The sequence below is a fragment of the Streptomyces bungoensis genome, from assembly GCF_001514215.1.
In the GTDB taxonomy this organism is placed as follows: domain Bacteria; phylum Actinomycetota; class Actinomycetes; order Streptomycetales; family Streptomycetaceae; genus Streptomyces; species Streptomyces bungoensis.
In genome coordinates, this window is record NZ_KQ948856.1 from 294,816 (window position 1) to 320,577 (window position 25,762).

Here is a 25,762-nt window from a genome sequence, read left to right on the forward strand (position 1 = left end):
GGGACGCCGCGCCCAGGGCCGGGACGAAGAAGCCGGGCCGGACCGGCCGGGCGTCACGCGCGGCCGCGCGAGGCAATCCGCGCAGGGCCCGGGGCACCCCGCCTTCACGCGGGGCGGGCGGAGGGGGCGGGGGTACGAGTGACGCGGCCGTGCCGATTCTGATGTACCACGCCGTGGCCAGTGCGCCCAGCGACGCCACCCGGGCCCTGTCGGTCGCGCCGGAGGCGTTCGCGGAGCAGATGGCGCTCGTCGGGGACCTGGGCCTGACGCCGGTGACGACCGCCGGTCTGGCGGCGGCCTGGCGGTCCGGGCGGGGGCTGCCCGCGCGGCCGGTGCTGATCACCTTCGACGACGGCTACGAAGGGGTGCACCGGCACGCCCTGCCCGTGCTCGCCCGGCACGGCTTCCCCGCCACCCTGTTCGTGACGACGGGCTGGCTCAGGGGCGCCCACGACACCGGCGGCGGCCTCGACACCATGCTCGACTGGCAGCAGGTGCGCGACCTCGCGGACAGCGGTGTCGAGATCGGCGGGCACAGCCACACCCACCCGCAGCTCGACCAGCTCGACGACAGCGCCCTGCACGCGGAGTTGGTGCGCAGCACCGGGATCGTCGCCGCCGAACTCGGCGCCCGCCCGCTGTCGTTCGCCTACCCCTACGGCTACTCCAGCCACCGGGTCCGCCAGGCGGTGCGGGCGGCCGGGTACGCCCAGGCGCTCGCCGTCGGCAACGGGCTCGCCCGCCGCCGGCAGGGGCCGTACGCCCTGCGGCGCCTCACCGTCCGCCGCGGCACCGGCATCGAGGAGTTCGAGCGGCTGCTCCGGGGCCGCGCGCTCGCCCGCGCCTTCGCGGGGGACCGCGCCCTCACGCGGGGCTACGCCGTCGTCCGCAGAGCACGCCAGGCCCGCCGGAAGGCCCTCGGTTCCCGTGTCTGACACCACGACCACCACCGGCACCACCGCGCCCCGGGCCGCGGCGCCCGAGCGGTCCGGGCGCCGCCTCCGGCTGCCCGGGACCGGCCGCCCGCCGGGCGGCAGCCCGTTGCTGCGCAACGCCTACGCGCTGATGCTCAACACCGGGATCTCCGCCGTCCTCGGCGTCGGCTTCTGGCTGGCCGCGGCCCGCCACTACTCCGACTCGGCGGTCGGGCAGGGCTCCGCCGCCATCGCCGCGATGAAGCTCCTCGCCGGGCTGACCGCGGTGACCCTGGCCGGCGCGCTGGCCCGCTTCATCCCGGTGTCCGGGCAGCGCACCGGCCGGCTCGTCCTGCTCACCTACGCGGGAAGTTCCCTGCTCGTCGCGCTGGCGGCGGGCGTGTTCCTGCTGACGCTGGACAGCTGGGGTCCGTCGTACCGCTTCCTGCACGGACCCGTGAACGGCCTCGGCTTCGTCGCGGCGGTCGTCGCCTGGAACCTGCTCACCCTCCAGGACGGCGTGCTGACCGGGCTGCGCAGCGCGCCCTGGGTGCCGGTCGGCAACACCGTGTTCTCGACGGTCAAGCTGGGGCTGCTCCTCGCCTTCGCCGTGGCGGTCCCGGCCAGCGGGGTCTTCGTGTCCTGGGTCGCGGCGATCGCCACCTCGGTGGTGCCGCTGGGCTGGCTGGTGTTCCGCCGGCTGGTGCCCCGGCACGTGGAGGCGACCGAAGGCCGCACCCACGCACCGTCGCTGCGGGAGATCGGGCGGTTCCTCGCCGGCGACTACACCGGCTCGCTGTTCTCCCTCGCCGTGGTCTACCTGATCCCGGTGATCATCGCCTCGCAGGTCAGCTCCGCGGACAACGCGTACTTCTACATCGCCACCACCATCGGCGGGACGACCAACCTGCTCGCCGTCAACATGGGTGCCTCCCTGACCGTCGAGGGCGCGCACGACCCGGCGCGGCTGGCCGCCCACACCCGGGCGGCGCTGCGGCGGATGGCCCGGATCATGCTGCCCCTGGCGGGCGTGCTGTTCGCCGGCGCCCCGTGGATCCTCGGCGTCTTCGGCACCGGGTACGCGGACGCGGCGACCCCGCTGCTGCGCTGGTTCGCGGTCGGCGCGGTGCTGCGGGTGGTGATGGAGACGTACTTCGCGGTGCTGCGCGCCCAGAGCCGCACCGCCGGACTCGCCTGGCTGCAGGGCCTGTTGTGCGTGCTGGTGCTCGGCCTGACGCTGCTGCTCCTGCCCCGGATGGGGCTGACCGGCGCGGGCGTCGCCGAGGTCAGCAGCCTCGCGGTGATCGCGGCGGTCGCCGCGCCCCGGCTGCGGCGGACGCTCCGCTCCGCCCCGGCCGCCGTGCCGGAGACGGCGGCACCGGACGGGGACCTCGCCGACCTGGGGGCGGGCGGGGCCCCGGCCGGCCCGGCGGCGCGCCGGCGCGGACCGGCCTGGGCGCTGGACCGCGACACCCTGGCGCTCGGCGTCCACGCCGACTTCGACCACGCCGAGCGCCGGCCGGACGTCCGCCCCGGGCCGGGCACCCCGCCCGCCGGCCTGCCCGCGCCGGCGCCGGTCGAGCGGCGGGAACCGGGCGCCGAAGCGTCCCTGGGCCCGGCCGAGGCGACCCTGCCGCAGGAGGCGTGGGCCGGCGCGGCGGAGGTCGACGCGCCGTTCACGGAAGCGGAGGTCGGCGGCGCGGCGCGCCCGGACCAGGAGGCCCCGGTCCCGCCCGGGTCCGGGGAGCCGGGTCCGCCCGCCGCTCCCCGCCACCGTCTGCTGCCCACCCGCTCCGGTGTCGTCCTCGGCTGTCTCCTCGTCGCCGCGCTGCTGCTGTACTGGGTGCCCGCGCTGCGGCTCGGCGAGGCGGACCTGGACCGGATGGGCGGGCTCGGGCTCGTCTCCGTTCTGCCGCTGCCGACGCTGGCGGGCGCCGCCCTGCTGGTCGCGGTGTTCGCCTCGCTGCTCTGGCTGCGCCGCGAGCACCGGGCGCTGCTGCTGGTCACGCTGCTGGCGACCGTGGTGTCCCTGCACGCGCTGCCCGCCGTGATCGAGACGGAGCCGCGGTTCGCCACCGCCTGGCAGCACCTGGGCTTCCTCGACTACATCGACCGCACCGGGTCCGCCGTGCCGGACCTGGACGCCCGCTGGAGCTGGCCCGGCTTCTTCGCGGTGGCCGCGTTCGCCGCCAGGGCGTGCGGGGCCGACGACCTCACGGAGGTCGTCCGCTGGTGGCCGACCGCCGTCCAGCTCGCCTACCTGGCCCCGCTGTTCCTGCTCACCCGGTCCCTGCGGGCCGGCTGGCGGGCGAAGTGGACCGGTGTCTGGATCTTCGTACTGAGCGGCTGGGTGGGCCAGGACTACTTCTCCCCGCAGGGCTTCACGTATCTGCTGTACCTCGTCTTCGTGGCGGTCCTGCTCGTCTGGTTCCGCTCCCCCGGCGTGGTCTGGACCCGGGTGCGCCCGGGCGAGGCGGAGGCGGAGCCCGCCGACCGGCGGCAGAAGGCCGTGCTGCTGCTGGTGCTGATCGGCCTGTACGCGGCGAGCGTCCCGGCGCACCAGCTCACCCCGTTCATGATGCTCGGCGTCGCGGCCGTCCTGGTGGCGGCCGGCCGGTGCGAACTGCGTGGCCTGCCGGTGCTGCTGGCGGTGCTGGTCGCGTTCTGGGTCGGCTTCATGGCCGAGCCGTACTGGTCCGGGCACTTCGACGACCTGTTCGGCGGGGTCGGCGGGGTCGGCGGCAACGTGTCGACCTCGGTGTCCGGCCGTATCCAGGGCGGGAGTTCGGCCCACAAGCTGGTGCTGTACACCCGGGTGCTGCTGGCCGGGTCGGTGCTGGCGTCCGCCTGCTGGGGCTGGTGGCGGCGGCGCTTCCACCGGTACCGCGAACGGTCCCTGCTGGTGCTCACCTTCGTGCCGTTCCTGGGCTTCGGCATGCAGTCGTACGGCGGTGAGATGGCGCTGCGCGTCTTCATGTTCGCGCTGCCGGGCGCGGCGCTGCTCGGCGCGCTCGCCCTCTTCCCGCGCGGCGGTGTGACCGCCGAGGAGCGGGCGAAGGACCGGGTGAGCCTCGCCCCGCTGGCCGCGCTGCTGGCCGGGCTGCTGCTGATGGGTGGCTTCCTGGTGGCCCGCTGGGGCAACGAGCCGTTCGAGCGGACCCGGCCCGGCGAGGTGGCGGCCATGGACTGGGTGTACGCCCACGACCGGCCGACCGTACGGCTGCTGTGGCTGACCCGGGACCCGGTGAACGACGTGACCCCGGCGATGCCGTGGGGCGCCCGGGACATGGAGCGGGTGACGTACGTGCCCACGCGGGCGCCGGCCGATCCGGTGCTGGTGTCGGGCCTGGTCAGGGCGCTGCAGGACGCGGGCCCGCATGCGTATCTGATGGTCGGCGCCGGTCAGGTCGCGTATCTGGAGCTGGACGCGGGCTACTCGGCGACCTGGGAGTCCCGGCTGGTCCGGAACCTGGAGGCCCGGCAGGAGCTGACGAGGGTCCTGGTCAACGACGACGCCACCGTGTTCGCGCTGCGCGAGCGGCCGCCGGGGGCGGCGCCGGAGCCGGCTCCGGGCCCGATCGGGCCACGGGTGACCTGGACCCCGTGGTCGATGGCGGGCGGACTGGCCGCGGCCGTGCTGATGCTGCTGCTCGCCGCCCGTGAGGTGGTCCGGGTGGCGATGCGTCCGGGCGAGCGCCGGCTGCGGCTGCTGCGGGGCGGCCTCTGGTTCGCGCTGCCGCTGCTGGCGCTGCTGCTGGCGTCGCTGGTGGAGCGGTTCTGGACCATGAGGTGAGGGGCGGAGGGGGGTGGCTCAGCGGTCGAGCCACCTCACCTCGTAGGCCCGCAGGCCGATCCGCCTGCCGTCGACCCGGGCGTTGATCGCCCGGTCCAGGGTGTTGACCACGAGGACCGTGCGGCCGCTGGCCAGCACCCGCACGTCCGGGACGTCGTCCGGGGCGACGGACACGCCGCGGTACCGGGTGCCCGGCGGGAACGCCCTGCCGAACCGGGACAGCAGGCCGTACAGGGGCAGGGGCCGCCCCCCGCCGGCGGTGCCGGTCGGGGTCCACAGGCAGCCGGGGCAGGCGGTGCCCTGCTTCCGCTCCGGGTTCCAGTAGAAGGCGGAGCCGGTGCCGCCCTTGGCCAGGGCGATCAGCCCGGCGGCGTGGACGGCCAGGCGGTGCTCCTCCGACCAGCCCTCGCGGCCGTCGCCGGGGCCGGCGGGCTCGACGTAGTACTCGGCCCACCACAGGGGCAGGTCGCGTGTGCGCCGCCGCACCCACTCGCTGACGGCCGTCAGCTTGTCGGTGGCCGCGAACTCGTCGGGCAGCGTCCTGCCGTCGTTGGTGTAGCTGGAGCCGTCGACGACGGTGAAGTCGGCGCCCGCCTTGTGGGTGTTCCAGTAGCCGAAGGCGTCCAGGACCCGCTGGTCCACGGCGCCCCAGGGCCCCCTCAGCGCGGCGGAGGCGTTCCGGTCACCCGGGTCGAGGCTGTCCATGACCAGGTACGGCCCGCCGACCATGATGCGCCTGTCGACCTTCTTCAGCGCCCTGTAGACGAGGTTGTACAGCCGCGTGTAACCCTCGTGGTCCCAGCGGCCCTTCGCGTCGTTCCAGAAGCCCTTGAACTCGTTCCAGACGAGGAAGTGGCGCACGTCCGGGTACCGCCGGGCGACGGCCGCTGCGAGGTCGGCGAAGTCCCGGTAGTGGTCCGGGGTGGGCGCGGTCTCCAGGGCGGCCCGGCTCCAGTCGGTGGCGCCGGCCCGGCCGCCCTTCATCCAGTCCGGCGAACAGCACAGCGTGATCACGGGGGTCCCGCCCGAGCGGCGGACGAAGCCGATCCGGCGGTCCAGCGCGCCGAAGTCGTAACGCCCCTTCACCGGCTCGGGGTTGTCGGCGCCCCAGCCCATGAGGGCCTGGTCCTGCGGCAGGCCGCCGTCCCCGGCCAGCAGCCGCTCGACCCGCTCGGTGGCCGCGCCGCCGCCCTGGTCGGCGCTGTACTGGGTGTGCGTGAAGCCCCAGCCCACCGAGGGCCGCGGGTGCGCGGGCGTGCCGTGCGCGCGGTCGCCCGCGCGCCCGGTGCCCGCGCCGCCGCCGGGCAGCGCGCCGAGCAGGGTCAGCGCCAGGGCCAGCACGGCCGCGCCCGCACCGAGCAGGGCGGTGAGCCGCCACCGCCGAGCCCCCGAACCCCACCCATGACGTCCCATCGAGGACAACGGTATCGGCGCGGCCCGGGACGCGGGCCGGGTTGGGACCACTCGGGACAAGCGGCGGAAATGCCGTGCGCCGAGCGCATCGGTGGCGGATCATGGCGGCATGTCTGCCAACCCACACGACGCTCTGCCGATCCGGCTCCACGTCGACGACTCCGACTCGCCCTCCGATGTCGTCGACGCGCTGTTCCTCGGCCGCTTCGCGACGGGCGAGCAGCCGTACGCGCACGCGGCCAACATCGACCGGGTGCGTGCCGGCGCGACCCTGCTGCCGGAGGGCGCCCGGGTGCTGCGGGCCGCCCGCGACGACGACCGCAGCGCGACCCTCGCCGAGGGCGAGGGCTGGACGCTGCTGGTGTCCCGCTGGAACCGGGGCGCGGACGTCACGGTGACCGCGACCAGCGCCGAGCTGGCGAAGTCGGTCCTGGACCGGGCGACCGACGGCGCGACCGACGAGCCGGAACCGCAGCCGGAGAACGTGACGATGGGCTTCTGGTACGTCTCGCCGCGGCGCGGCCCGCACCGCACCACCCGGCAGATCTCCGCGGGCACCTGGGAGGAGGTCCGGGCCAACTACACGGCGCCGGTGGCGGAGGCGATGGACCGGCTGATGAAGACCACCCCCGAGGACATCGCCGGCCGGCTGCTGCTCCTGCACGGCCCGCCCGGCACCGGCAAGACCTCCGCGCTGCGCACGCTCGCCCGCTCCTGGCGCGACTGGTGCCAGGTGGACTGCGTGCTGGACCCGGAGCGGCTGTTCAGCGACGTCGGCTACCTCATGGACATCGCGATCGGCGAGGAGGACGGCGCGGGCAAGGGCCGCTGGCGGCTGCTGCTGCTGGAGGACTGCGACGAACTGATCCGCGGCGAGGCCAAGCACACCGCGGGCCAGGCCCTGTCCCGGCTGCTCAACCTGACCGACGGGCTGCTCGGCCAGGGCCGCAACGTCCTGGTGGGCGTCACCACGAACGAGGACCTGGAGCGCCTGCACCCCGCCGTGGTCCGGCCCGGCCGCTGCCTGGCCCGCATCGAGGTGGACCGGCTGACCCGCCGGGAGGCGGTGAACTGGCTCGGCACGGAGGAGGGGATCGGCCGGGAGGGGGCGACGCTGGCCGAGCTGTACGCGCTGCGCCGGGGCACGTCGCCCGCGTCGGTGCCGGGGGCGCGCGAGGGGGCGGACGCGGGGCTGTACCTGTAGTGCTTTGATGAGGGTATGACCCTGTTCGTCGGTACCTCGGGGTGGCAGTACAAGGACTGGCGGGACCTGGTGTACCCGGCGGGCGTTCCGGTGCGGCTGTGGCTGGAGGAGTACACCCGCCTCTTCGCGACCGTGGAGGTCAACAACGCGTTCTACCGGCTGCCGTCGTACGACACCTTCGCCGCCTGGCGGGTGCGGGTGCCGCCGGACTTCACGGTCGCGGTCAAGGCGAGCCGCTATCTGACCCACGTCAAGCGCCTGAAGGATCCCGAGGAGCCGGTCCACCGGCTGATGACCCACGCGGCGGGCCTGGGCGACCGCATCGGCCCGGTGCTGCTCCAGCTCCCGCCGACCCTGCGCGCCGACCCGGCGCTGCTGGACGCCTGCCTGGCCTGCTTCCCGCCGGGCACGCGGGTGGCGGTGGAGCCGCGCCACGAGTCCTGGTGGACGTCCGGGGTGCGGGACGTGCTGGTGTCGCGCGGCGCGGCCCTGTGCTGGGCGGACGTGCAGGCCCGCCCGGTCACCCCGCTGTGGCGCACGGCGCCCTGGGGCTACGTCCGCTTCCACCAGGGCCGGGCCCACCCGTGGCCGCGCTACGGTCTCCGCTGCCTGGAGACGTGGGTGGACCGGATCGCGACGACGTGGTCCGACGCGGAGGACGTGTACGCGTACTTCAACAACGATCCGGGGGGCGCGGCGGTGCGGGACGCGGTGGTCTTCGCCCGGGCGGCGCGCAGGGCCGGTCTCACGGTGACGCGAACGCCGGAGCCCGCGGCCGTCCGGTGACCGTCCCGGCCCGGGCGGCGGCGGCCCCGCCCATGGGCCACCGGACACGCACGACGTCCCGTAGGCCACCGGGAACACACGACGTCCCTGGGCCACCGGGAACACACGACGTCCCTGGGCCACCGGACACGCACGACGTCCCTGGGCCACCGGGCACGCGCTACGTCCCGTAGGCCGCCCGCAGCGCGTCCCGCACCGCGGCCAGCGCCTCCTCCTCGCCCAGGCCCAGCCGCCGCGCCCGCTCCGCGTACGCCTGCGCGGCCAGCGACGCCTCGCGCTCCGCGGCGGAGCCGGCGGCGGCCACGAACGTGCCGTTGCGCCCCCGCGTCTCGATGACCCCGTCGCCCTCCAGCGCCCGGTAGGCCTTGGCCACCGTGTTCACCGCGAGCCCCAGCGACTCGGCCAGGGCGCGCACGGTCGGCAGCCGGTAGCCCACCGGCAGCGCCCCGGACCGCGCCTGCTCGGAGATCCGCGCCCGCACCTGCTCGTACGGCGGCGCGCTGTCATCGATGTGGATCTTCAGGCTCACAGAGCCGATTGTCCCGCACCGGAGGGAAAATGAGAGGCATACCCGGCGCGTCTGCCCGTACGGTGCCTGCCCATGACCGTCATCGTGCGCGACCTGCGGCCCGACGTCCCGGCCGACACCGGGGGTTACGCCCGCGTGCGCCATCTCGCTCTTCCGTACATCCTGTTCACCCCGGACTCGGTCCGCCACTTCCTCGTCCACAGTCATCCGGACGCCCGCACCCGCCTGCTCGTCGCGGAGGAGGACGGCGAGGTGATCGGCGCGGCCGGGGCCTCCCTCGCGCACGACAGCCCGGAGCCGGGCATGGGACACCTCAACGTGTACGTACGCCCCGACCGGACCCACCGGGGCGCCGGCCGGCTGCTCGCCCGGGCCGGCGAGGAGCACCTCGCCGCCGTCGGCGCGGTCAAGGTGTTCACCTGGGTCCTCGACGAGCCCGCCAACCGCGTCTTCGCCGAGCGGCACGGCTACACCAGGGGCCGGCCCGCCCACTTCCTCCGCCTCGACCTGGCGCAGGGCACCCTCCCGCCCCTTCCTGAGCCGCCGCCGGGTGTCGAGCTGCGCACGGCCGCCGACTTCGCCGGTGATCCGCGCCCGCTGTTCGAGCTGGACGCGGAGACGGTGTCGGACGAACCCGGCGAGATCGACGTCGAGTTCACCGACTACGACGCCTGGCTCGAGCAGAACTGGCGGCATCCGCTGCTGAGCCGCGAGCTGAGCACGGCCGCGGTCGTCGACGGCCGTCCGGTCGCCTTCACCCTCGTCTACACCGACGGCGCCACCCGGTACTCCACCTCGATGACCGGCACCGCCCGCGCCCACCGCGGCCGCGGCCTGGCCAAGCTCGCCAAGACCCACTCCCTGTACCGGGCCCGCGAGGCCGGTCTGACCGAGGCCTTCACGGGCAACGACGCCGGCAACGCCCCGATGATCGCGATCAACAAGTGGCTCGGGTACGAGATCTGCGCGACGGAGGTGCGCTATGTCCGCGAACTCGGCTGAGCCGGCCGACCGGGTGGAGGTCGTCCTGGTCAAGGGCGGCCGTACGAAGATCCGCTACCCGGCGGAGCTGCTCCGCGACGACGGCGTCCGCGTCTCGGTCCGCGCCCCCTGGGCGGGCGGGGGCGTGCGCGACTTCGGGTTCGTGCGCTTCGAACCGGGCGACGTGTTCACCGAGCACTACTGGCGGGACCGGTGGTACTCCGTGAAGGAGGTCCGGGCCGGCGACGGCACCGTGAAGGGCTGGTACTGCGACGTCACGCGGCCCGCCGTGCGGTCCGGCGGCGAACTGGTCGTCGAGGACCTCGATCTGGACCTGTGGCGCTCCGCCGACGGCTCGGACGTGCGCCGCCTGGACGAGGACGAGTTCGCCGAGAGCGGGCTCGCCGAGCGGGATCCGCGGGCCGCGTCCGCCGCCGTGGCCGCCCTGGCGGAGCTGGAGGCGCTGGCCCGGGCGGGCGGCTTCGGCGAGCTGCTGGGCTGACCGGCGCTCACACGGTCGCCACCACCGCGTACCGCTCGTCGTCCACGGCCTTCCCCCACAGCACGGGGTCGTCCGACAGTCGCTCCACGCGCACGGACCCGGCCAGCGGTTCCAGCAGGGCGGTGAGGCGGGCGGCGGGTGTGCCGACCGGGGAGAGGGTCCCCCACACGCCCTCGACCAGCACGAAGCGGCCGCCGGGCCGCAGCAGGGTCCGCCAGTGGCGCAGGGCGCGGGCGGTGTCGGGCAGCGCCCACAGCACGTGCCGGACGAGGACGACGTCGTAGCGCTGCTCGCCCACCGGCGGAGCGGCTGCGTCCCCGCGCAGGACCACGGCGTCGCGGCCGGCGAGCTTGGCGCGGGCCCGCTCGACCATGGCCGGGGAGCCGTCGACCCCGGTCACCCGGTGTCCCTGCTCGGCCGCGAGGAGCGACAGGCTGCCGGTGCCGCAGCCGAGGTCGAGGACGTCGGCGGGCCGCCTGGGCAGCCAGTCGCGGAGTCTGGCCGCCCAGGCGGCCCGCACCTCGGGGGCACGCAGGCCGTGGTCGGGTTCGTCGTCGAAGGCGGCCGCCTGCGCGTCCCAGTCCACCCGGGCACCCGGTGCGACCGTCCGCTCACGCTCGTTCGTCATGCCGCCCAGAGTGACACCCGCCACTGACATTCCTGTGCCGATGAGGAACTCTCGCGAAAAGGGTCTACCTCCGTGACATCGCGGAAACCCGGTAGGCACCGAAGGAGGCAGCCATGCGCCGTGTGACCGTGCAGAAGCCCCTGAAGAAGACGGACAGCCGCCGGATCCGCGAGGAGGCGGAGCGGCGGGCCCCCACGGCGCGTCCCGAGGTGCGCGAGGACATCGCCCGCACCTGGTGGCCCGACGGCTGACGCCCCTGGGCCGTCAGTCCAGCACCTTGCGGTAGTGGATGCGGTCGTACGGCCCGTCGACCCGGCGTTCGACGAGCTCGTAGCCGTACTTCGGATAGATCTCCTGGTTCTCCCACATCAGCGCGTTCGTGTAGAGCCCGACCTCGCCGAGGCCCGGGGCACGCGCGCGCGTGTCGACGAAGTCCAGCAGCCGCCCTCCCACGCCCCGCCCGTGGACGCCGGGGTGGACGGCGATGCTGTCCAGGAAGAGGTGGCCGGGGAACGCCTCGAGCACCACGAGACCCACGACGGGGTCGCCGGTGACGAACACCTTCCCGGCGGCCACGTCCGCCGCGTGGTCGGCCTCCATGGGCTGCGGCACCACGCCGATGCGCGCGATGTAGGGGTGGTAGGCCGCGTCGGTCACGGCCTTCACCGCGGGTACGTCGGCGGCGCCGGCGGGCCGGATGCGTACGTGCGTCATGCGGCGACGGTACCTACCTGAGCGCAGTCTGAGCGCTCCCTTAACGGCGCCATAAGGATCTCCGGGAACCGCTTCCAGCAGGCGGTTCCACGGTTTTCCGGGGCTAGTTTCGGATCACCCCACGGGATCCGCGCCCACGGGACCGGCCCTGTCGAGAAACCGTCCGAGGGAGTTCCCCATGCCCGTACGCCGCCAGGCCGCCGCCGTCACCGTCGCCGCCGTCGGCCTCACCGCGCTCGCCGCCGTGCCCGCGTCCGCGCACGGCTCGATGGGCGCCCCGGTCAGCCGGGTCGCCCAGTGCTACGCGGAGGGCCCGGAGCATCCGAGGTCGGCGGCGTGCCGGGCGGCCGTGGCGGCCGGCGGCACCCAGGCGCTGTACGACTGGAACGGTGTCCGGATCGGCGACGCCGCGGGCCGGCACCGGCAGTTGATCCCGGACGGCAGGCTGTGCAGCGCCGGCGACGAGGAGTTCAAGGGGCTCGACCTGGCCCGCGCCGACTGGCCGGCGACGCGCGTGCACAGCGGTCCGTACACCTTCGCGTACCGGGTGACGGCCCCGCACAAGGGCACCTTCACGGTCTATGCGACCAAGCCCGGCTACGACCCGGCGAAGCCGCCGGCCTGGGGAGACCTGGACCTCGCCCATCCGGTCGCGACGGCCACGGACCCGGTCGCCTCGGGCGGCTTCTACACGTTCTCCGGCACCCTCCCCGCGCGCACGGGCAGGCAGCTGCTGTACGCGGTCTGGCAGCGCTCGGACAGCCCGGAGGCCTTCTACTCCTGCTCCGACGTCGACTTCGGCGGCGGGAGCGGCGGCGGTGCGGCGCCCGCGCCGAGCGCGTCGGCTCCCTCGCAGCGGCAGATCGACGCGGGTGCCGGCCGGTCGACGGTCGGGCACCACGGGCACGGGGCCGGCGGCGCGAGCACCTCGTCGGAGCCCGCCACGCCGGCCCCGGCCCGTCAGGTGAAGGCGGCCGGTGCGCCGGCGGACCTCGCCGAGACCGGTGCCTCCCCCGGCACCTCGTACGCCGCCGTCGGCGGTGCGGCGGCGCTGGCGCTCGGTTCGGCCGCGCTGTTCTGGTCGGTGCGGCGGCGGGCGGCGGGCCGGCGCTGACCCCGCGCCGGCCCTGGAACTCCGGGGCCTGTCCGGCGGCTCAGGCCGGACGGGCCCCGGCGGCACGTCAGCTGAAGGCGGAGGCGCAGGTGGTGGCGGTGGCGTGGGCAGGGTCGAGCGCGTTGGCCACCTCGTGGAAGGCGATCCGGTCGAACAGGGCGATGCCCACGTGCTCGGAGAGGTCGAGCGCGCACAGGTCCTGCAGCAGGACGTTGTGGACGTCGGGGCCGCTCAGGTACTGGGTGCGCCAGGGGGTGGCCACCTCGTCGTACTTGGTGGCGATGACCGTGTAGTGCACGCCGGGGACGGTGTCGCCGCCCGTGTTGAGCCGGGTGAGGAAGTCGGAGCCGACGACCTGGTCGGCGAGGCCGGGGGTGGTGGCCTTGATCAGGTCGGCGGCGCCGGGGAAGTACGGCAGGAGGTTGGTCAGGCCGTCCAGATTGGTGCCGTGGTTGTCGGGGGCGAGGCCGACGAGGGCGTTCACCTTGGCGGCGCCGCCGAGGAACTTCAGGTAGTAGCGGGGCATCATGCCGCCCTGGGAGTGGCCGACCAGGTCGGCCTTGGCGGCGCCGGTGGCGGCGAGCACCTGGTCGACGAAGGCGGAGAGCTGTCCGGCCGACTTGTCGATGGGGCCGAGGCCGTGGAAGAGGGGGACGCCGGGCAACTGGCCGTAGTCCAGGGAGAAGACGCAGTACCCGCGCTTCTTCAGGTAGGGGGCGAGGGACAGCCAGTTGTCGACGGAGTTGCCGAGCGTGCCGTGGACCAGGACGACGGGGCGGGGGTGTGCGGCGGACGGCTTGCAGGAGTAGTCGTTCCAGCCTCCCCCGCTCTCGGCTGCGCTCGAGCGGGGGGACCCCCACGTGGGAGCGTCGGAGGCGTGGGCGGTGGCGGCGGGGACGGCGGCGACGGCGGCGGTGAGGAGCAGCGCGGTGAGGGGTCTGGCCAGGGACCTGACCACTCGCTTCCAGGGCAGCATCGTGTGATCTCCTTGCGGCTCAAGGGGAGGTGCGACGGCCTAACCCTGTGATCCGGATCACGAGGATGCTGTTCACTCGTCAAGTTACGGGCGAGTAGTGCAAGTGTGAAGTTACGCGTCAGTAAAAACTTCCAGTGATAACCAGAGGCTCGCGCGGAAGCCGTCGAACCGTCACCAGGCGGGCCTGACCGGCCCGTACGGGGCGATCCGCGCCAAAGCGTCCCGCAGCACGTACAGGCCCTGTTCGCCCAGGAGTTCGGCCCACTCCCCCACCACCTCGGCGGCCACCTCCTCCGCCGCGCGGGTGCAGGCCCGTCCGCGCTCGGTCAGCACGACGAGCCGGGCGCGGGCGTCCCCGGGGTGCGGCCGGCGCTCGGCGTACCCCTTGCGCACGACCTCGTCCACCAGTTGGCTGGCCGCCTGCTTGGTGACGCCGAGGTGTGCGGCCAGCTCGGTGACACTGGCGCCGCCCGGCGCGAGCCGCGCGAAGGCGAACCCGTGGGCCGGCCGCAGATCGGCGAAACCGCGGGCCGCCACCCCCTCATGGATGCGCTGCGTGAGGTCGCCCGCCGCGGCGAGCAGGGCGGCGGACAGGGCCATGGCGTCGGAGTTCTGCACGGGGGCATTGAAACACCCTTGACGCATTGGTCAAGCTGCTTGACCATATAGTCAAGCAGCTTGACTACGTTCGAGGGAGTTCCCCCATGCCCGTCATCCGTTCCGGTGAGGCCGTGACCCACGAGATCCACGGCGCCCGCTTCGTCTCCTACGCCACCCCGCTCACCGGCAGCAGGGAACTGTGCGCCTGGCGCGGGGAGATCCCGCCCGGCACCAAGGCGCCCGCGCACACCGTGAACCGGGAGGAGATCTTCCATCTGCTCGTCGGGGACCTGCTGATCACCCTCGACGGCCGCACCGAGCGGATCTCCGCCGGGGACACGGTGATCATCGGTCCGGGGGCGACCCTCGCCGTCGAGAACGCGTCGGAGCACACCGCGATCTCCTGGGTCACCACCTCCGTCGGCCTCACCGCGCGGCTGGCCGACGGCACGCTCCTCACGCCGCCGTGGGCCAACTGAGGGCGCACACCGCGGCCAGCGTTCCCGGCATGACCGCCCTGGGGCCGAACTTCGCCCGGGCCCGGTCCGCGACCTCCTCGATGCGGCGGGCCTTCTCGTCCACGGGGTCGAAGGTGAGCTGGTGGGAGGCCTGGTCGGCGGGGGTGAGGCCCTCGGCGCGCAGGACGAGGGCGCGGACCCGGGCGCGCTGCAGGCCCAGCGTCTCGTAGATGCCGTAGGCCGCCTTCGTCAGCGCGGCCGAGTGCGCGGTCGGCTCCCGCAGGGTGCGGCTGCGGGTGGTGGCGGTGGGGGTCCCCCCGCTCGAGCCTGTTCGAGAGCGGGGGAGGTCGGCGTAGCGCACGGTGAGGGTCAGGGTGCGGCAGACCTTCTCCACCGCGCGCAGCCGGGCGCCGATCTCCTCGGCGGCGGACAGCAGCGCCCCGCGGTGCCGGCCGGGGTCCAGTTCGTCGAGCTCGAAGGGGCGTTCGGCGACCAGCGACCGGGAGACCGCGTTCGGCACGACCCGGCCCCGGTCGAGACCGCTCGCCTTCTCCCGCAGTTCGCGCCCCGCCCGCGCGCCGATCAGCCGCTGGAGCGTGGACAGCGGCGCATTGGCGACCAGGCCCAGGGTGTCCAGGCCGTACTCGCACAGGGTGCGGGCGGTCGCCGCGCCGACGCCGGGCAGCACGGAGACGGGCCGGCCGGCGAGGAACTCCGCCACGGCCTCCGGCTCCCCGGGCACGGCACAGGTCACCCCGGGCCGGGCGTCGCGCAGCGCCACGCGGGCCAGCATCGGGCCCGGCCCGGCGCCGATCGCGCAGTCGACGCCGTACCGGGCGAGGGCCCGGACCCGGATCACCGAGGCCAGCTCCACCGCGCTGCGCCCGAAGTAGCGCTCGGCGCCCCTCAGATCGGCCAGCGCCCCGTCCGGAGGCAGCGCCTGCACGACCGGGGTGAAGTCCTCCAGGAGCCCGAGCAGCCCGGGCAGGGCCGCCTCGCGCTCCGGCGGCAGCTCGAAACGTACGCAGAGGATGGTCATCCCGCACTCCCCGGACTCTGGTGCCACAACTTCCTTCCCACCGCGGGCCCTTCGCCCGCGGGGCGCAGATCGGCCCAGGGGTGCATCTCGTACCCCGTGGGCATGCGGATCGTCCGGCCCTCCATCGGGTCGCGGGCCGCCGAACCGGCCGGCCGGGGCAGCCCGTCGGAGCCGGCGGCCCGGGCCCGGGACGGACCGTCGCCGTCTCCCGCCGCGCCCCCGTCAGCGCCGCCGGGCGGCCCGGCCAGCCGGGCCGCGACCCCGTCGAGCCCCTCCTCGCGCCGCACCTCCAGCAGGTCCGCCAGGTTCCAGACGGCGGAGCCCACCACGCTGAAGCTGCGCGGCCCGCGCCGCTGCACCACTCCGCGCACCAGCAGCAGCCAGGAGTGGAAGACGGTGTGCGCGCAGGCGTCGTGGGAGTCGTCGAAGAAGGCGAGGTCGACCAGGCCCGTGCCGTCGTCCAGCGTGGAGAAGATGACCCGCTTGCCGGACCGGATCGGCGGGGTCTGGGTGGCCGCCTTGGCGCCCGCGACCAGAACCGTCTCCCCGTGCCGGGCCTCGCGCAGCCGCCGCGCGGAGACCACGCCCAGCTCCTTCAGGAACTCCCGGTGGTCGTCCATCAGATGGTGCGAGACGTCCATGGACAGCACGCCCAGCTCGGCGCTGAGCCGCTCCTCCGGCGTGAGGTCGGGCAGCCCGGCCGGGGCGGTCCTGCGGCCGCCGGCTGGGGGCACCTCCCACACATTGAGCAGTGGGGGAGGGAGCTGCCCGCCGCCTCCGCCCCGGGCGCCCCGGTGCAGCTCGGTCAGGTGCAGCTGCAGGTCGCGCCGGTTGGCGCCGAAGGCGTCCAGCGCGCCCACCTGCGCCAGCCGCCCGGCGAGCGGACGGCTCGGGCGGGCCCGCTCCCAGAAGTCCGGCAGGGAGGCGTAGGGCTGCCCGTCCTCGATCCGCCGCGCCTCCGCCTCGCTGATGCCGTGCACGTCGGACAGGGCGAGCCGAAGTCCCCACACCCCGGGGGCTTCAGGCGATTCAGACACCAGTTCGATCCTGTGTGCGGCCCCGGACACGTTCACGTCCAGCGGCAGGATCGGCACCCCGCGCCGCCGGGCGTCCGCCAGCAGCAGCCGCTTGGGGTACATCCCGGGGTCGTGGGTGAGCAGTCCGGCGTAGAAGGCGGCCGGGTGATGCGCCTTCAGCCATGCCGACTGGTAGGTCGGTACGGCGAACGCGACGGCGTGCGCCTTGCAGAAGCCGTACGACCCGAACGCCTCGACGATCTCCCAGGTCCGCTGAATCGTTTCCGCGTCATATCCGTTCGCCGCCGCGGCCTGCGCGAACCACACCTTGATCCGCCCCTGCGACTCCGGATCCGACAGCCCGCGCCGGATCCGGTCCGCCTCGCCGCGCCCGCAGCCGGTCATGACGGCGACGATGTCGATGACCTGCTCGTGGAAGACGACGACCCCGTACGTCTCCTTCAGCGGCCCCTCCAGGTCCGGGTGCGGGTAGCGCACGGGCGCCCGCCCGTGCCGCGCCTCGATGAACGGCCGCACCATGTCGGCGGCGACCGGGCCGGGCCGGAACAGGGAGATGTCGACGACCAGGTCGTGGAAGGTGCTCGGCTGCAGCCGCCCCACCAGGTCGCGCTGGCCCGGCGACTCGATCTGGAAGCAGCCCAGCGTCTCGGCGGACCGGACGAGCCGGTACGTCGCCGGGTCGCCGGCCGGCAGCACGTCCAGGTCGACCCGCTCCCCCGCCGCCCGCTCCACCTCGGCGACCGCGTGCGCCATCGCCGACTGCATCCGCACGCCCAGCACGTCCAGCTTGAGCAGCCCGAGGTCCTCCACGTCCTCCTTGTCGAACTGCGACATCGGCAGCCCCTCGCCGCTCGTCGGCACCACCGGCGTGCGGGCGAGCAGGGAGGCGTCGGACAGCAGCACCCCGCACGGGTGCATGGCGGTCCCGCGCGGCAGCGCGTCGAGCGCCTCGACCAGCTCCCAGAGCCTGCCGTACTTGTCCTTCTCCCCCGCGAGCCGCTTCAGCTCCGGCAGTTCCTCCAGCGCGGCGCGGGCGTCCCGGGCCCGGATGTGCGGGAAGGACTTGGCCACCCGGTCGATCTCGGCCGGGTCCATGGACAGGGCGGCGCCCACGTCCCGGACGGCGTGCCGCACCCGGTAGGTCTCGGGCATGGAGACGGTCGCCACCCGCTCGGTGCCGAACCGGCCGATGATCGCCCGGTAGACCTCGAGCCGGCGCGCGGACTCCACGTCGATGTCGATGTCCGGCAGCACGACCCGCTCCTTGGACAGGAAGCGCTCCATCAGCAGCCCGTGCTCGATCGGATCGGCGTGCGCGATGCCGAGGAGGTGGTTGACGAGCGACCCGGCGCCGGACCCGCGGGCGGCCACCCGGATGCCCATCCTCCGCACGTCGTCGACGACCTGGGCGACGGTCAGGAAGTACGAGGCGAAGCCGTGGTGGGCGATGATGTCCAGCTCGTGGTGCATCCGCTCCCAGTACGCCCGCCTGCCGCCGTGGCCGAGCCGCACCATCCCCGCCGCCGCCCGCGAGGCGAGCGCCCGCTGGGCGGTGCGCCTCCCTGCGCCGACGAGGTGCGCCTCGGGGAAGTGGACCGTGCCGATACCGAGGCCGTCCTCGGGGTCGACCCGGCACTCGGCGGCCGTGTCCAGGGTCTGCTCCAGCAGCCGGCGGGCGGCGTCCCGCCGGAAGCCGGCCGCCTCCACGACCCGCTCGGCGGCCCCCAGCATCTCCTGCGGGCCCTTCAGCCAGGCCTCGCCGGAGTCCAGCTCCTTGCGGGGGTCGATCGGCACCAGCCGGCGGGCGGCGTCCAGGACGTCGGCGACCGGGCCCTGGCCCGGATCGGCGTAGCGGACGGCGTTGCCGAGCACGGGCCGGACGCGCTGCTCGGCGGCGAAGGCGACGGTACGGGCGGCGAGCCGCAGGGAGCCGGGGCCCGTGCCCTGGCGCCCGTGCCAGACGGCCTCCAGCCGCAGCGCGTCGCCGTAGACCTCGCGCCAGGCGGCCAGCAGCCTCGCGGCCCGGTCGGGGCGCCCGGCGGCGAGGGCGCGCCCCACGTCCGAGCCCGGCCCGAGCAGCACGGTCAGCCCGTCGCCGCGGTTGCCGGACCAGGGCAGCAGGGGCGGCCCCTCGGCCGCGTGCGCCGCCGTGACGATCCGGCACAGGTCGGCCCAGCCCCGGGCGCCGTCCCGGGCGAGGAAGGTCACCCGGGGGACCGACTCGTCGACGAAGGCACCGCCGCGCACCGGCGTGCGCCGCCTCCCCGGCTCCCGGCCCCGCTCGGGCGGGAGGGTCCCCGCCCCGCCCGGGAGCTCCGCCTCCGCCACCGCCAGGTCCACCCCGAACAGCGGGCGGACGCCGGCTCGGGCGCAGGCCTTGGCGAAGCGGACGGTGCCGGCGAGGGTGTCGCGGTCGGTCAGGGCCAGGGCGTCCATGCCCCGCTCCGAGGCACGCCCGGCCAGCCGCTCCGGGTGCGAGGCGCCGTACCTCAGGGAGAACCCGGAGAAGGTGTGCAGATGCGCGAAGCCCGGCAACGCACCTCCCGCTCTCGTGAGTCCCGAAACGACTCTCGAACACCAGTTCCCAACTTCCCCACCCCCACCATACCCCCATTCTCGAACAACCGTACGACATCCGCTCGGGCATTCCTGACCTGCGCAAACACCCCGGGACGGTCCCGTCCGGGCCGGACGCCCGGGGGCCGGGCCGCTCCGTGCCCCCCGTGGCCGCCGGCGCCCCGGTGGCCGGTTTCCGCCCCTCCCCGCACTCCCGCTCCACGACACGGCGACACGGGAAGGCCCCCGCACGCCGGTGGCGTGCGGGGGCCTCTCACGGGTCACCCGGAAGGGAACCTCAGCCGATGCTCACACCGTACGCGCTCAGCGCCTCGGTGACCGGCTGGAAGAAGGTCGTACCGCCGGAGGTGCAGTTGCCGCTGCCACCGGAGGTCAGACCGTAGGCCGTTGTGCCGGCGTACAGCGGGCCGCCGCTGTCGCCGCCCTCGGCGCACACCGTGGTCTGGATCAGGCCGTAGACGATGTCACCGCTGCCGTAGTTGACGGTGGCGTTGAGCGCGGTGACCCGGCCGCTGTGCGTGCCCGTGGTGGAGCCGCGGCGGTAGACGGTCGTGCCCACCGCCGGGGTGGCGGCGCTGGTGATGGTCTGGCTGCCGACCGCGCTGGGGTGCGAGATCGAGGTGTTGGTGTAGCGCACCAGGGCGTAGTCGTTGCCCGGGAAGCTGTAGCTGACGTTGGTGCCCAGCACCGTGGTGTGGCCGGAGTTGCTGTACCAGGTGGACGCGACCTGGCCGCAGTGTCCCGCGGTCAGGAAGTAGTACGTGCTGCCGCTGTGCACGTTGAAGCCGAGCGAGCAGCGGTACTGGCCGCCGTAGATGGCGTCGCCGCCGGTGATCAGCTTGTTGAACTTGCCCGGCGTGTGCTTGATGGTGAGGGCGTCCGCCGTGGCGCCGGCCTGCTTCTTGATCCTCGCGATCTCGGCCTTGGACACCGTGCTGTCGACGGTGACGACGACACGGTCGGTCTTGCCGTCCACCGCCCAGGCCGTACCGGGGACGTCGGCCTTCAGCACGGAGTCGCTCGCCCGGGTGAGCTGGCTCGCGGTGAACGAGGGGCCGTCGCTCGCGTTCGCGGTGGGGGCTGCGAACGCTGCCGCGGCGAGGAAGCCGGTGGCCACGGCGATCAGCCGGGTCCGTCTTGCGGTGCCGCTGCGGGGAGTGGTGCGCTTGATCCTCACTTGTCGTTCCCTCCCAGGGGAAGTCGGGGGCCCGCGTGGGGTCGGGGCCCGTGAGGCGCAGCCAGGGAACACACCGGGGATGCCCGAACACTCATGCCCCTGACAAGCGCTGAGGGGGAGTATTCGGCCGAACGGCCGGTCGGCACAAGAGCGCCTTTCAGCCGTCAACCTTTTACCCGCTCCTTAACCACCCGTACGCAGCAGCGATCTGAGGCCCGGTCACCGGCCGGGGCCTCGGGTCACCGCCCGGGGTTCAGCAGCCGTCGCACGGGCAGCAGCAGTCACAGCCGTCGCAGCATCCGCCGCAGCCGTCGCAGCCGTCACATCCCGTGCAGGGGCAGTCGCAGTCGCAGTTCTGGCAGCAGCCCTCGCGCTTCTTGCGGGACCACGGGCCCTCGTACTCCTCGGCGCAGCACATCCGGCAGGTGCAGCACAGCGCCAGGAAGGCCCCACAACCGGCCAGCAGCCCGCGCGGCGCCTTGGGCTTCTCCGGCCCGTGCGGCCCGTGCGGGCCGTGCGGGTTGTAAGGACCGTGCGGGCCCGGCGCGTACGGTCCCGGCCCCGGCTGTCCGTACGGTCCCGGCCCCGGCTGTCCGTACGGTCCCGGCCCGGGCTGTCCGTACGGCCCCGGCTGGTGCGCGGCGCACGCCGGCAGGGTGCCGAACGCCCGGTCCACCGAGCGCCGCAACTCGTGCGCGAGCAGCAGGTGGACCAGCCGGCCGTCGGCGAACTCCGCCTCGCGCAGGGCGAGCCGGATGCCGTGCAGGGCGTCGTCGGCCAGCCGGCGGGCCTCGGCGAGAGAGGTCCCGGTGGCGGCGAGGGGGTTCCAGGCACCCGCGAGCGCGTCGGCGTGCCGGTCCTCGACGGCGTCCAGGAGGTGCGCCAGCCGCCCGAAGAGGCGGCCGGCCTCGGCGAGCGGTTCGGCGTTCCCCGGCCGCCCGGCCAGCACCGCGGTGTGCGCGAACGCGGCCGCGGTGGCCGTCTCGGTCGGCTCGGTGACGGCCGGCAGCGGGGTGCCGGGCCCGGCCAGGGCCTCGATGCCGGTCTGCCGGTCGACGGCGTCGACGAGGACGGCGGTGTCGAAGCCGACCGCGAGGCCGCTGTGCGCCCCGGCCCTCCCCCAGCTCGCCGCGACCCGGCGCGCCGCGGCGGCGACCGGCCGGCGGGCCAGCAGCCCGTCGCGGTCGGCGACGTGGTCGCGCACCTTGGCGGAGGCGAGCACCAGCGAGACGGCTGCGGCGAGCCGGGCGCCCTCGCCCTGGGCGACGGACGCCGTCCGCATCCCGCGCAGGGCGCACGGCCCGGCGGTGCGCCGTCCCCCGCTACCCGTGCCTGCCTGAGCCTCCGTCAGGACCGATATGAGAAGTCCGTCATAGTTCGTTACGATACGAGCGAACTGTCCGTGATCCCGGCGCAGCGCGAGGCACAGCCCGCACAAGTGAGCCATCCACAGGACTTTGAGGCCCTCCCCGAGCCGGTGGGCGCAGGGTCTGACGATTCCGAACACGACGATCCCCCGTGGTGTGGTGCGACGTTGAGCTGCGGCATCGTACCGGCCGGCCTGCGGCCCGCAGCAGCCCTCGCGTTCACCCGGACGCCCCGTGCGTCACCCATCCGCTGACGACAATCATATTTCACTCTCAGTCAGCAGCCGTATGAGTCGTCACCCTTGGGGCACAAGGGCTCTCGACGGATCCGCTGTGCACCAGTACCGTCACAAACCCCCCGCGCGGCGTCTATTCACTTGGCGCACCGTCCGCATCATGGATGACCATAGTGCGGAAGCAAGAAGGACCGCTGTGAGAGGAGGCGTCCATGGGATCGGTACGCAAGGCGAGTGCGTGGCTCGGCCTCGTCGACGACAACGATGACGAGCGCTACTACGACGACGACTACTCCGAGGGCCCCGAGTCCGGGGACGCCTGGGTCACGGACCCCCGGGTGAAGGTGGCCACGGACACCGCCGAGGAGAAGGGCCGCCGGATCGGCACGGTCACCCCGGACAGCTTCCGGGACGCCCGCGCCCTCGGCGAGCTGTTCCGGGACGGCGTCCCGGTCATCGTCAACCTCACGGCGATGGAGGCCGCCGACGCCAAGCGCGTCGTGGACTTCGCGGCCGGCCTGACCTTCGGCCTGCGCGGCACCATCGAGCGGGTCGCGAACCGGGTCTTCCTGCTGACCCCCGCGAACACGGAGATCGTCAGCGGCGAGCCCGCCTCGCGCCGCGAGGACGGCTTCTTCAACCAGAGCTGAGGCGGGGCCCCACCGGCCCCGCCCCCGCCCGGTGCTCAGCGGAAGGCGTCGAGCCCGGTGAGCGCCTTGCCCAGCACGAGCTGGTGCATCTCGACAGTGCCCTCGTAGGTGAGCACCGACTCGAGGTTGGTCGCGTGCCGCATCACGGGGTACTCGAGGGAGATCCCGTTGGCACCGAGGATGGTCCGCGCCGTACGGCAGATCTCGATCGCCTCGCGGACGTTGTTGAGCTTGCCGAAGCTGACCTGCTCGGGACGCAGGCGGCCGGCGTCCATCCGCCGCCCCAGATGATGGGCGAGCAGGATCCCCTTGTGCAGTTCGACCGCCATGTCGGCGAGCTTGGCCTGGGTGAGCTGGAAGCCGCCGATGGGCCGCCCGAACTGCTCCCGCGTCTTCGCGTACTCGACGGCCGCCTCGAAGCTGCTGCGCGCCGCGCCCATCGCGCCCCAGACGATGCCGTAGCGGGCGTGCGACAGACAGCCGAGCGGTCCGCGCAGGCCGGTGACCTCCGGCAGGACGGCGCCGGCGGGCAGCCGTACGTCGTCCAGCACCAGTTCGCTGGTGACCGAGGCGCGCAGGGACCACTTGTGCTTGATCTCCGGCGCCGAGAACCCGGGGGTGCCGGCCGGGACGACGAACCCGCGGATCCCCTCCTCCGTCTGCGCCCAGACGACGGCCACCCCGGCGACCGACCCGTTGGTGATCCACATCTTGCGGCCGTTGAGGACCCAGTCGTCGCCGTCGCGCTTGGCGTGGGTGCGCATCGAGGCGGGGTCGGAGCCGTGGTCGGGCTCGGTGAGCCCGAAGCAGCCGATCACCTCGCCCGCCGCCATGCGCGGCAGCCACTCCCGCTTCTGCTCCTCGCTGCCGAACCGGTGGATCGCGTACATGGCGAGCGAGCCCTGCACCGAGACCAGCGAGCGGATGCCCGAGTCGGCGGCCTCCAGCTCCAGGCAGGCCAGCCCGTACTGCACCGCCGTGGCGCCGGCGCAGCCGTATCCGGTGAGGGACATGCCCAGGGCGCCGATGGCGCCGAGTTCACGCGCCAGGTCCCGGATGCCGGGCAGCTCCCCCTTCTCGTACCAGTCGGCGACGTAAGGCAGCACGCGGTCGGCCGCCCAGCCGCGGACCGTGTCCCGGATCGCCAGGTCCTCCGGGTCCAGCAGGTCGTCGATGCCGAGCGGGTCGGCGGCGTCGAACGGGGGCAACTTCGCGGACGCGGACATGGGACACCCTCCGGAACACTGCGAGAGGACTGCGACAGGGACGAGATAAATTAGCAGCGCTAGTTACGATCTCCCGGCCGACGTTACGGCGCGGCGTCCCGCACGTCCAGAGCCGTCAGGCCGACACCCTCGGCTTCTCCGCCTCGCGCGGGGACGGCACCCCCGCGAGCGGCTCCTCGCCGCACGTCATGGTCCGGGGCAGCCGCAGCGCCATCACCGCGCCGAGCAGCAGCAGGCCGGCGCTCACCAGCAGCGTCACGTGCAGCCCGTGCACGAAGGAGTCCCGGGCGGCCCGGCGCAGCGCGGCCCCGGTCGCTCCGCCCAGCCGGCCGGCGACCTGGTAGGCCTCGCCGAGCGAGTGGCCCGCCTGCGCCGACGCGCCGGAGGGGACGCCCGGCACCGCGGCGAGACCGGGCGCGTAGGCCGCGTTCATCACACTGCCGAGCAGCGCGATCCCGATGCCGGCGCCCAGCTGGTACGACGTCTCGCCGATCGCCGCCGCCCCGCCGGCCTGTCCCGCGGGAGCCTCGCTCAGCATCGACTCGTACGCCCCGAAGAGGGTGGTCTCCAGGCCGAAGCCGAGCAGCACGAAGCCGGCGAGCAGCAGTGGCGCGTCGTCGGTGCCCCCCATCGCCGTCAGGGTGACGACCGCAGCGGCGGTGAGGCAGAAACCGAAGCAGACCATGCGGCGCGGCCCGAACCGGCGCAGCATCCGCGCGCCCGCCAGGCCCGCCGCCATCGCCGCGACGGTCAGCGGCAGCAGCCGCAGGCCCGTCCGCAGCGGTGACAGCCCCAGGACCAGTTGCAGGTACTGGGCCGCGATCAGCTCCAGGCCCACCAGCGCGAGCATGGCCAGGACGATGCAGCCCACCGACGTGCTGAACGCCGGCCGGCGGAACATGCCGAGGTCCACCAGGGGATGACGGCGCCGGCCCTGGCGCCGTACGAAGAGGACGAGCAGGACGGCGCCCACCAGCAGCGGGGCCAGCGTGAGCGGGCTCGCCGCCGGTTCGCCGCCGCCGAGCCGCTTCACCCCGAAGACGACGCCGAACAGCCCGACCGCCGCCATCAGCGCCCCGGTCACGTCCCAGGGGCCTTCGCCGTCGCTCCGCGACTCGGGCAGCAGGATCCGCCCGATCGGCAGGCTGACCAGCATCAGCGGGATGTTGACCAGGAAGACCGCGCCCCACCAGAAGTGCTCCAGCAGGAAGCCGCCGAGCAGCGGTCCGACCGCCGCGCCGACGGCGGCGACGGCGCTCCAGATGCCGATGGCCAGCGCGCGCTCGCGCCGGTCGGGGAAGACCTGGCGGAGGAGGGAGAGGGTCGCCGGCATGATCATGGCGCCGCCGACGCCGAGCAGGGCGCGGGCGAGGATCAGTATCCCGGCCGACGGCGCGAAGGCCGCCACCGCGGAGGCGACCCCGAACAGCGCGTACCCGAGCAGCAGGACCCGTCTGCGTCCGATCCGGTCGCCCAGCGTGCCGAACAGGATGAGCAGCGAGGCGCAGACCAGCGGATAGATGTCGACGATCCAGAGCAGTTCTATGGCGCCGGGCCTGAGGTCCTCGGTGACGGCGGGGACCGCCACGTGCAGCACGGTCGCGTCGAGGGCGACGAGCAGCAGGCTGACGCAGAGGACGACCAGGACGACCCAGCGGTTGGCACCGGCCCCGGCCGCCCGACGGCGCAGCCGAACGGCGGCCGTGGTCGTCCCGGACATGTACGTACCTCCCAGATGATCCCTCGCGTGCGGCGGATCGGCGGGGTGGGGACTCCCCGTCGTACGGCCGGAGAGGGCGGTCTCTCCGGCCCGCGCAAACCCACGCGGGTGACTCTGCAGC

General features: G+C 74.3%; 22 protein-coding genes. 10 read left to right on the plus strand and 12 right to left on the minus strand.

The window, feature by feature from the left end; genetic code table 11:
* Positions 1 to 161: 161 nt before the first annotated feature.
* Entirely contained in the window at positions 162 to 935 is a 774-nt protein-coding gene (locus AQJ66_RS15835; RefSeq protein WP_208611373.1) for a polysaccharide deacetylase family protein, read from the plus strand.
* Positions 928 to 4,707 (plus strand): lipopolysaccharide biosynthesis protein, encoded by a 3,780-nt coding sequence (locus tag AQJ66_RS15840; RefSeq protein ID WP_061921513.1) that lies wholly within the window; start codon positions 928 to 930, stop codon positions 4,705 to 4,707. Before AQJ66_RS15835 ends, AQJ66_RS15840 begins: the two co-directional genes overlap by 8 nt.
* An 18-nt stretch (positions 4,708 to 4,725) precedes the next feature.
* Here AQJ66_RS15840 and AQJ66_RS15845 read toward each other — a convergent pair whose 3' ends face one another.
* Complete coding sequence (locus tag AQJ66_RS15845; RefSeq protein ID WP_061921516.1) at positions 4,726 to 6,120, minus strand: xylan 1,4-beta-xylosidase; 1,395 nt, start codon at positions 6,118 to 6,120, stop codon at positions 4,726 to 4,728.
* 109 nt (positions 6,121 to 6,229) lie between these two features.
* Between AQJ66_RS15845 and AQJ66_RS15850 the strand changes: the two genes are divergently transcribed.
* A complete protein-coding gene (locus tag AQJ66_RS15850) occupies positions 6,230 to 7,324 on the plus strand; it encodes a DUF5925 domain-containing protein (protein WP_061921518.1) in 1,095 nt (364 codons plus the stop codon).
* Between the two features lie 15 nt (positions 7,325 to 7,339).
* Positions 7,340 to 8,110, plus strand: a complete 771-nt coding sequence (locus AQJ66_RS15855) for a DUF72 domain-containing protein (protein ID WP_061921521.1) — start codon at positions 7,340 to 7,342, stop codon at positions 8,108 to 8,110.
* 160 nt (positions 8,111 to 8,270) lie between these two features.
* Here the strand turns inward: AQJ66_RS15855 and AQJ66_RS15860 are convergent, their stop codons facing one another.
* Positions 8,271 to 8,639, minus strand: a complete 369-nt coding sequence (locus tag AQJ66_RS15860) for a GntR family transcriptional regulator (protein WP_061921524.1) — start codon at positions 8,637 to 8,639, stop codon at positions 8,271 to 8,273.
* Between the two features lie 72 nt (positions 8,640 to 8,711).
* On the opposite strand from AQJ66_RS15860, the gene AQJ66_RS15865 reads away from it, so the two are divergent.
* On the plus strand, positions 8,712 to 9,641 hold the full coding sequence (locus AQJ66_RS15865) for a GNAT family N-acetyltransferase (RefSeq protein ID WP_061921526.1): 930 nt from the start codon (positions 8,712 to 8,714) through the stop codon (positions 9,639 to 9,641).
* Positions 9,622 to 10,122 (plus strand): ribonuclease FAU-1 family protein, encoded by a 501-nt coding sequence (locus AQJ66_RS15870; protein WP_061921529.1) that lies wholly within the window; start codon positions 9,622 to 9,624, stop codon positions 10,120 to 10,122. Before AQJ66_RS15865 ends, AQJ66_RS15870 begins: the two co-directional genes overlap by 20 nt.
* Before the next feature lie 7 nt (positions 10,123 to 10,129).
* On the opposite strand, the gene AQJ66_RS15875 is transcribed toward AQJ66_RS15870, so the two are convergent.
* On the minus strand, positions 10,130 to 10,750 hold the full coding sequence (locus AQJ66_RS15875) for a class I SAM-dependent methyltransferase (RefSeq protein WP_061921749.1): 621 nt from the start codon (positions 10,748 to 10,750) through the stop codon (positions 10,130 to 10,132).
* Between the two features lie 113 nt (positions 10,751 to 10,863).
* Here AQJ66_RS15875 and AQJ66_RS38310 point away from each other — a divergent pair, with 113 nt between their 5' ends.
* Positions 10,864 to 11,001, plus strand: coding sequence for a hypothetical protein (locus tag AQJ66_RS38310; protein WP_107118940.1), 138 nt, complete (start codon positions 10,864 to 10,866; stop codon positions 10,999 to 11,001).
* 13 nt (positions 11,002 to 11,014) lie between these two features.
* Here the strand turns inward: AQJ66_RS38310 and AQJ66_RS15880 are convergent, their stop codons facing one another.
* Complete coding sequence (locus AQJ66_RS15880; protein WP_061921532.1) at positions 11,015 to 11,464, minus strand: GNAT family N-acetyltransferase; 450 nt, start codon at positions 11,462 to 11,464, stop codon at positions 11,015 to 11,017.
* Between the two features lie 178 nt (positions 11,465 to 11,642).
* Between AQJ66_RS15880 and AQJ66_RS15885 the strand changes: the two genes are divergently transcribed.
* Positions 11,643 to 12,578 carry a lytic polysaccharide monooxygenase auxiliary activity family 9 protein gene (locus tag AQJ66_RS15885; protein ID WP_061921535.1) on the plus strand — a complete coding sequence of 312 codons (936 nt, stop codon included), beginning with the start codon at positions 11,643 to 11,645 and terminating at the stop codon, positions 12,576 to 12,578.
* A 67-nt stretch (positions 12,579 to 12,645) separates the two neighbouring features.
* Here AQJ66_RS15885 and AQJ66_RS15890 read toward each other — a convergent pair whose 3' ends face one another.
* The gene (locus AQJ66_RS15890; protein WP_061921538.1) at positions 12,646 to 13,554 is read right to left on the minus strand and encodes an esterase/lipase family protein; all 909 of its coding nucleotides are present in this window, start codon (positions 13,552 to 13,554) and stop codon (positions 12,646 to 12,648) included.
* Positions 13,555 to 13,725: 171 nt separating this feature from the next.
* On the minus strand, positions 13,726 to 14,172 hold the full coding sequence (locus AQJ66_RS15895; protein WP_061921543.1) for a MarR family winged helix-turn-helix transcriptional regulator: 447 nt from the start codon (positions 14,170 to 14,172) through the stop codon (positions 13,726 to 13,728).
* Positions 14,173 to 14,258: 86 nt separating this feature from the next.
* On the opposite strand from AQJ66_RS15895, the gene AQJ66_RS15900 reads away from it, so the two are divergent.
* Positions 14,259 to 14,633 carry a cupin domain-containing protein gene (locus tag AQJ66_RS15900; RefSeq protein WP_061921546.1) on the plus strand — a complete coding sequence of 125 codons (375 nt, stop codon included), beginning with the start codon at positions 14,259 to 14,261 and terminating at the stop codon, positions 14,631 to 14,633.
* On the opposite strand, the gene AQJ66_RS15905 is transcribed toward AQJ66_RS15900, so the two are convergent.
* The 4 genes from AQJ66_RS15905 to AQJ66_RS15920 all read right to left on the minus strand — a co-directional run bounded on the left by AQJ66_RS15905 (position 14,611) and on the right by AQJ66_RS15920 (position 21,949).
* On the minus strand, positions 14,611 to 15,651 hold the full coding sequence (locus tag AQJ66_RS15905; RefSeq protein ID WP_061921549.1) for a DNA polymerase Y family protein: 1,041 nt from the start codon (positions 15,649 to 15,651) through the stop codon (positions 14,611 to 14,613). The two genes, AQJ66_RS15900 and AQJ66_RS15905, sit on opposite strands and share 23 nt — an antisense overlap.
* On the minus strand, positions 15,648 to 19,223 hold the full coding sequence (locus AQJ66_RS15910; protein ID WP_061921552.1) for a DNA polymerase III subunit alpha: 3,576 nt from the start codon (positions 19,221 to 19,223) through the stop codon (positions 15,648 to 15,650). Before AQJ66_RS15910 ends, AQJ66_RS15905 begins: the two co-directional genes overlap by 4 nt.
* Before the next feature lie 319 nt (positions 19,224 to 19,542).
* On the minus strand, positions 19,543 to 20,442 hold the full coding sequence (locus tag AQJ66_RS15915) for a S1 family peptidase (RefSeq protein WP_061921555.1): 900 nt from the start codon (positions 20,440 to 20,442) through the stop codon (positions 19,543 to 19,545).
* A gap of 253 nt (positions 20,443 to 20,695) precedes the next feature.
* Positions 20,696 to 21,949, minus strand: coding sequence for a DUF5685 family protein (locus AQJ66_RS15920; protein WP_079060239.1), 1,254 nt, complete (start codon positions 21,947 to 21,949; stop codon positions 20,696 to 20,698).
* Positions 21,950 to 22,257: 308 nt separating this feature from the next.
* On the opposite strand from AQJ66_RS15920, the gene AQJ66_RS15925 reads away from it, so the two are divergent.
* Entirely contained in the window at positions 22,258 to 22,695 is a 438-nt protein-coding gene (locus tag AQJ66_RS15925) for a cell division protein SepF (protein ID WP_061921561.1), read from the plus strand.
* Between the two features lie 35 nt (positions 22,696 to 22,730).
* On the opposite strand, the gene AQJ66_RS15930 is transcribed toward AQJ66_RS15925, so the two are convergent.
* On the minus strand, positions 22,731 to 23,921 hold the full coding sequence (locus AQJ66_RS15930; RefSeq protein WP_061921564.1) for an acyl-CoA dehydrogenase family protein: 1,191 nt from the start codon (positions 23,919 to 23,921) through the stop codon (positions 22,731 to 22,733).
* 115 nt (positions 23,922 to 24,036) lie between these two features.
* Positions 24,037 to 25,641, minus strand: a complete 1,605-nt coding sequence (locus AQJ66_RS15935; RefSeq protein ID WP_061921567.1) for an MFS transporter — start codon at positions 25,639 to 25,641, stop codon at positions 24,037 to 24,039.
* Between the last annotated feature and the right edge of the window lie 121 nt (positions 25,642 to 25,762).

Bases quoted from the DNA above. Each gene is read 5' to 3' on its own strand.
- AQJ66_RS15835 (WP_208611373.1), top strand. From the start codon at position 162: ATGTACCACGCCGTGGCCAGTGCGCCCAGCGACGCCACCCGGGCCCTG.
- AQJ66_RS15845 (WP_061921516.1), bottom strand. From the start codon at position 6,120: ATGGGACGTCATGGGTGGGGTTCGGGGGCTCGGCGGTGGCGGCTCACC.
- AQJ66_RS15850 (WP_061921518.1), top strand. From the start codon at position 6,230: ATGTCTGCCAACCCACACGACGCTCTGCCGATCCGGCTCCACGTCGAC.
- AQJ66_RS15855 (WP_061921521.1), top strand. From the start codon at position 7,340: ATGACCCTGTTCGTCGGTACCTCGGGGTGGCAGTACAAGGACTGGCGG.
- AQJ66_RS15865 (WP_061921526.1), top strand. From the start codon at position 8,712: ATGACCGTCATCGTGCGCGACCTGCGGCCCGACGTCCCGGCCGACACC.
- AQJ66_RS15870 (WP_061921529.1), top strand. From the start codon at position 9,622: ATGTCCGCGAACTCGGCTGAGCCGGCCGACCGGGTGGAGGTCGTCCTG.
- AQJ66_RS15875 (WP_061921749.1), bottom strand. From the start codon at position 10,750: ATGACGAACGAGCGTGAGCGGACGGTCGCACCGGGTGCCCGGGTGGAC.
- AQJ66_RS38310 (WP_107118940.1), top strand. From the start codon at position 10,864: ATGCGCCGTGTGACCGTGCAGAAGCCCCTGAAGAAGACGGACAGCCGC.
- AQJ66_RS15880 (WP_061921532.1), bottom strand. From the start codon at position 11,464: ATGACGCACGTACGCATCCGGCCCGCCGGCGCCGCCGACGTACCCGCG.
- AQJ66_RS15885 (WP_061921535.1), top strand. From the start codon at position 11,643: ATGCCCGTACGCCGCCAGGCCGCCGCCGTCACCGTCGCCGCCGTCGGC.
- AQJ66_RS15890 (WP_061921538.1), bottom strand. From the start codon at position 13,554: ATGCTGCCCTGGAAGCGAGTGGTCAGGTCCCTGGCCAGACCCCTCACC.
- AQJ66_RS15900 (WP_061921546.1), top strand. From the start codon at position 14,259: ATGCCCGTCATCCGTTCCGGTGAGGCCGTGACCCACGAGATCCACGGC.
- AQJ66_RS15905 (WP_061921549.1), bottom strand. From the start codon at position 15,651: ATGACCATCCTCTGCGTACGTTTCGAGCTGCCGCCGGAGCGCGAGGCG.
- AQJ66_RS15925 (WP_061921561.1), top strand. From the start codon at position 22,258: ATGGGATCGGTACGCAAGGCGAGTGCGTGGCTCGGCCTCGTCGACGAC.
- AQJ66_RS15930 (WP_061921564.1), bottom strand. From the start codon at position 23,921: ATGTCCGCGTCCGCGAAGTTGCCCCCGTTCGACGCCGCCGACCCGCTC.
- AQJ66_RS15935 (WP_061921567.1), bottom strand. From the start codon at position 25,641: ATGTCCGGGACGACCACGGCCGCCGTTCGGCTGCGCCGTCGGGCGGCC.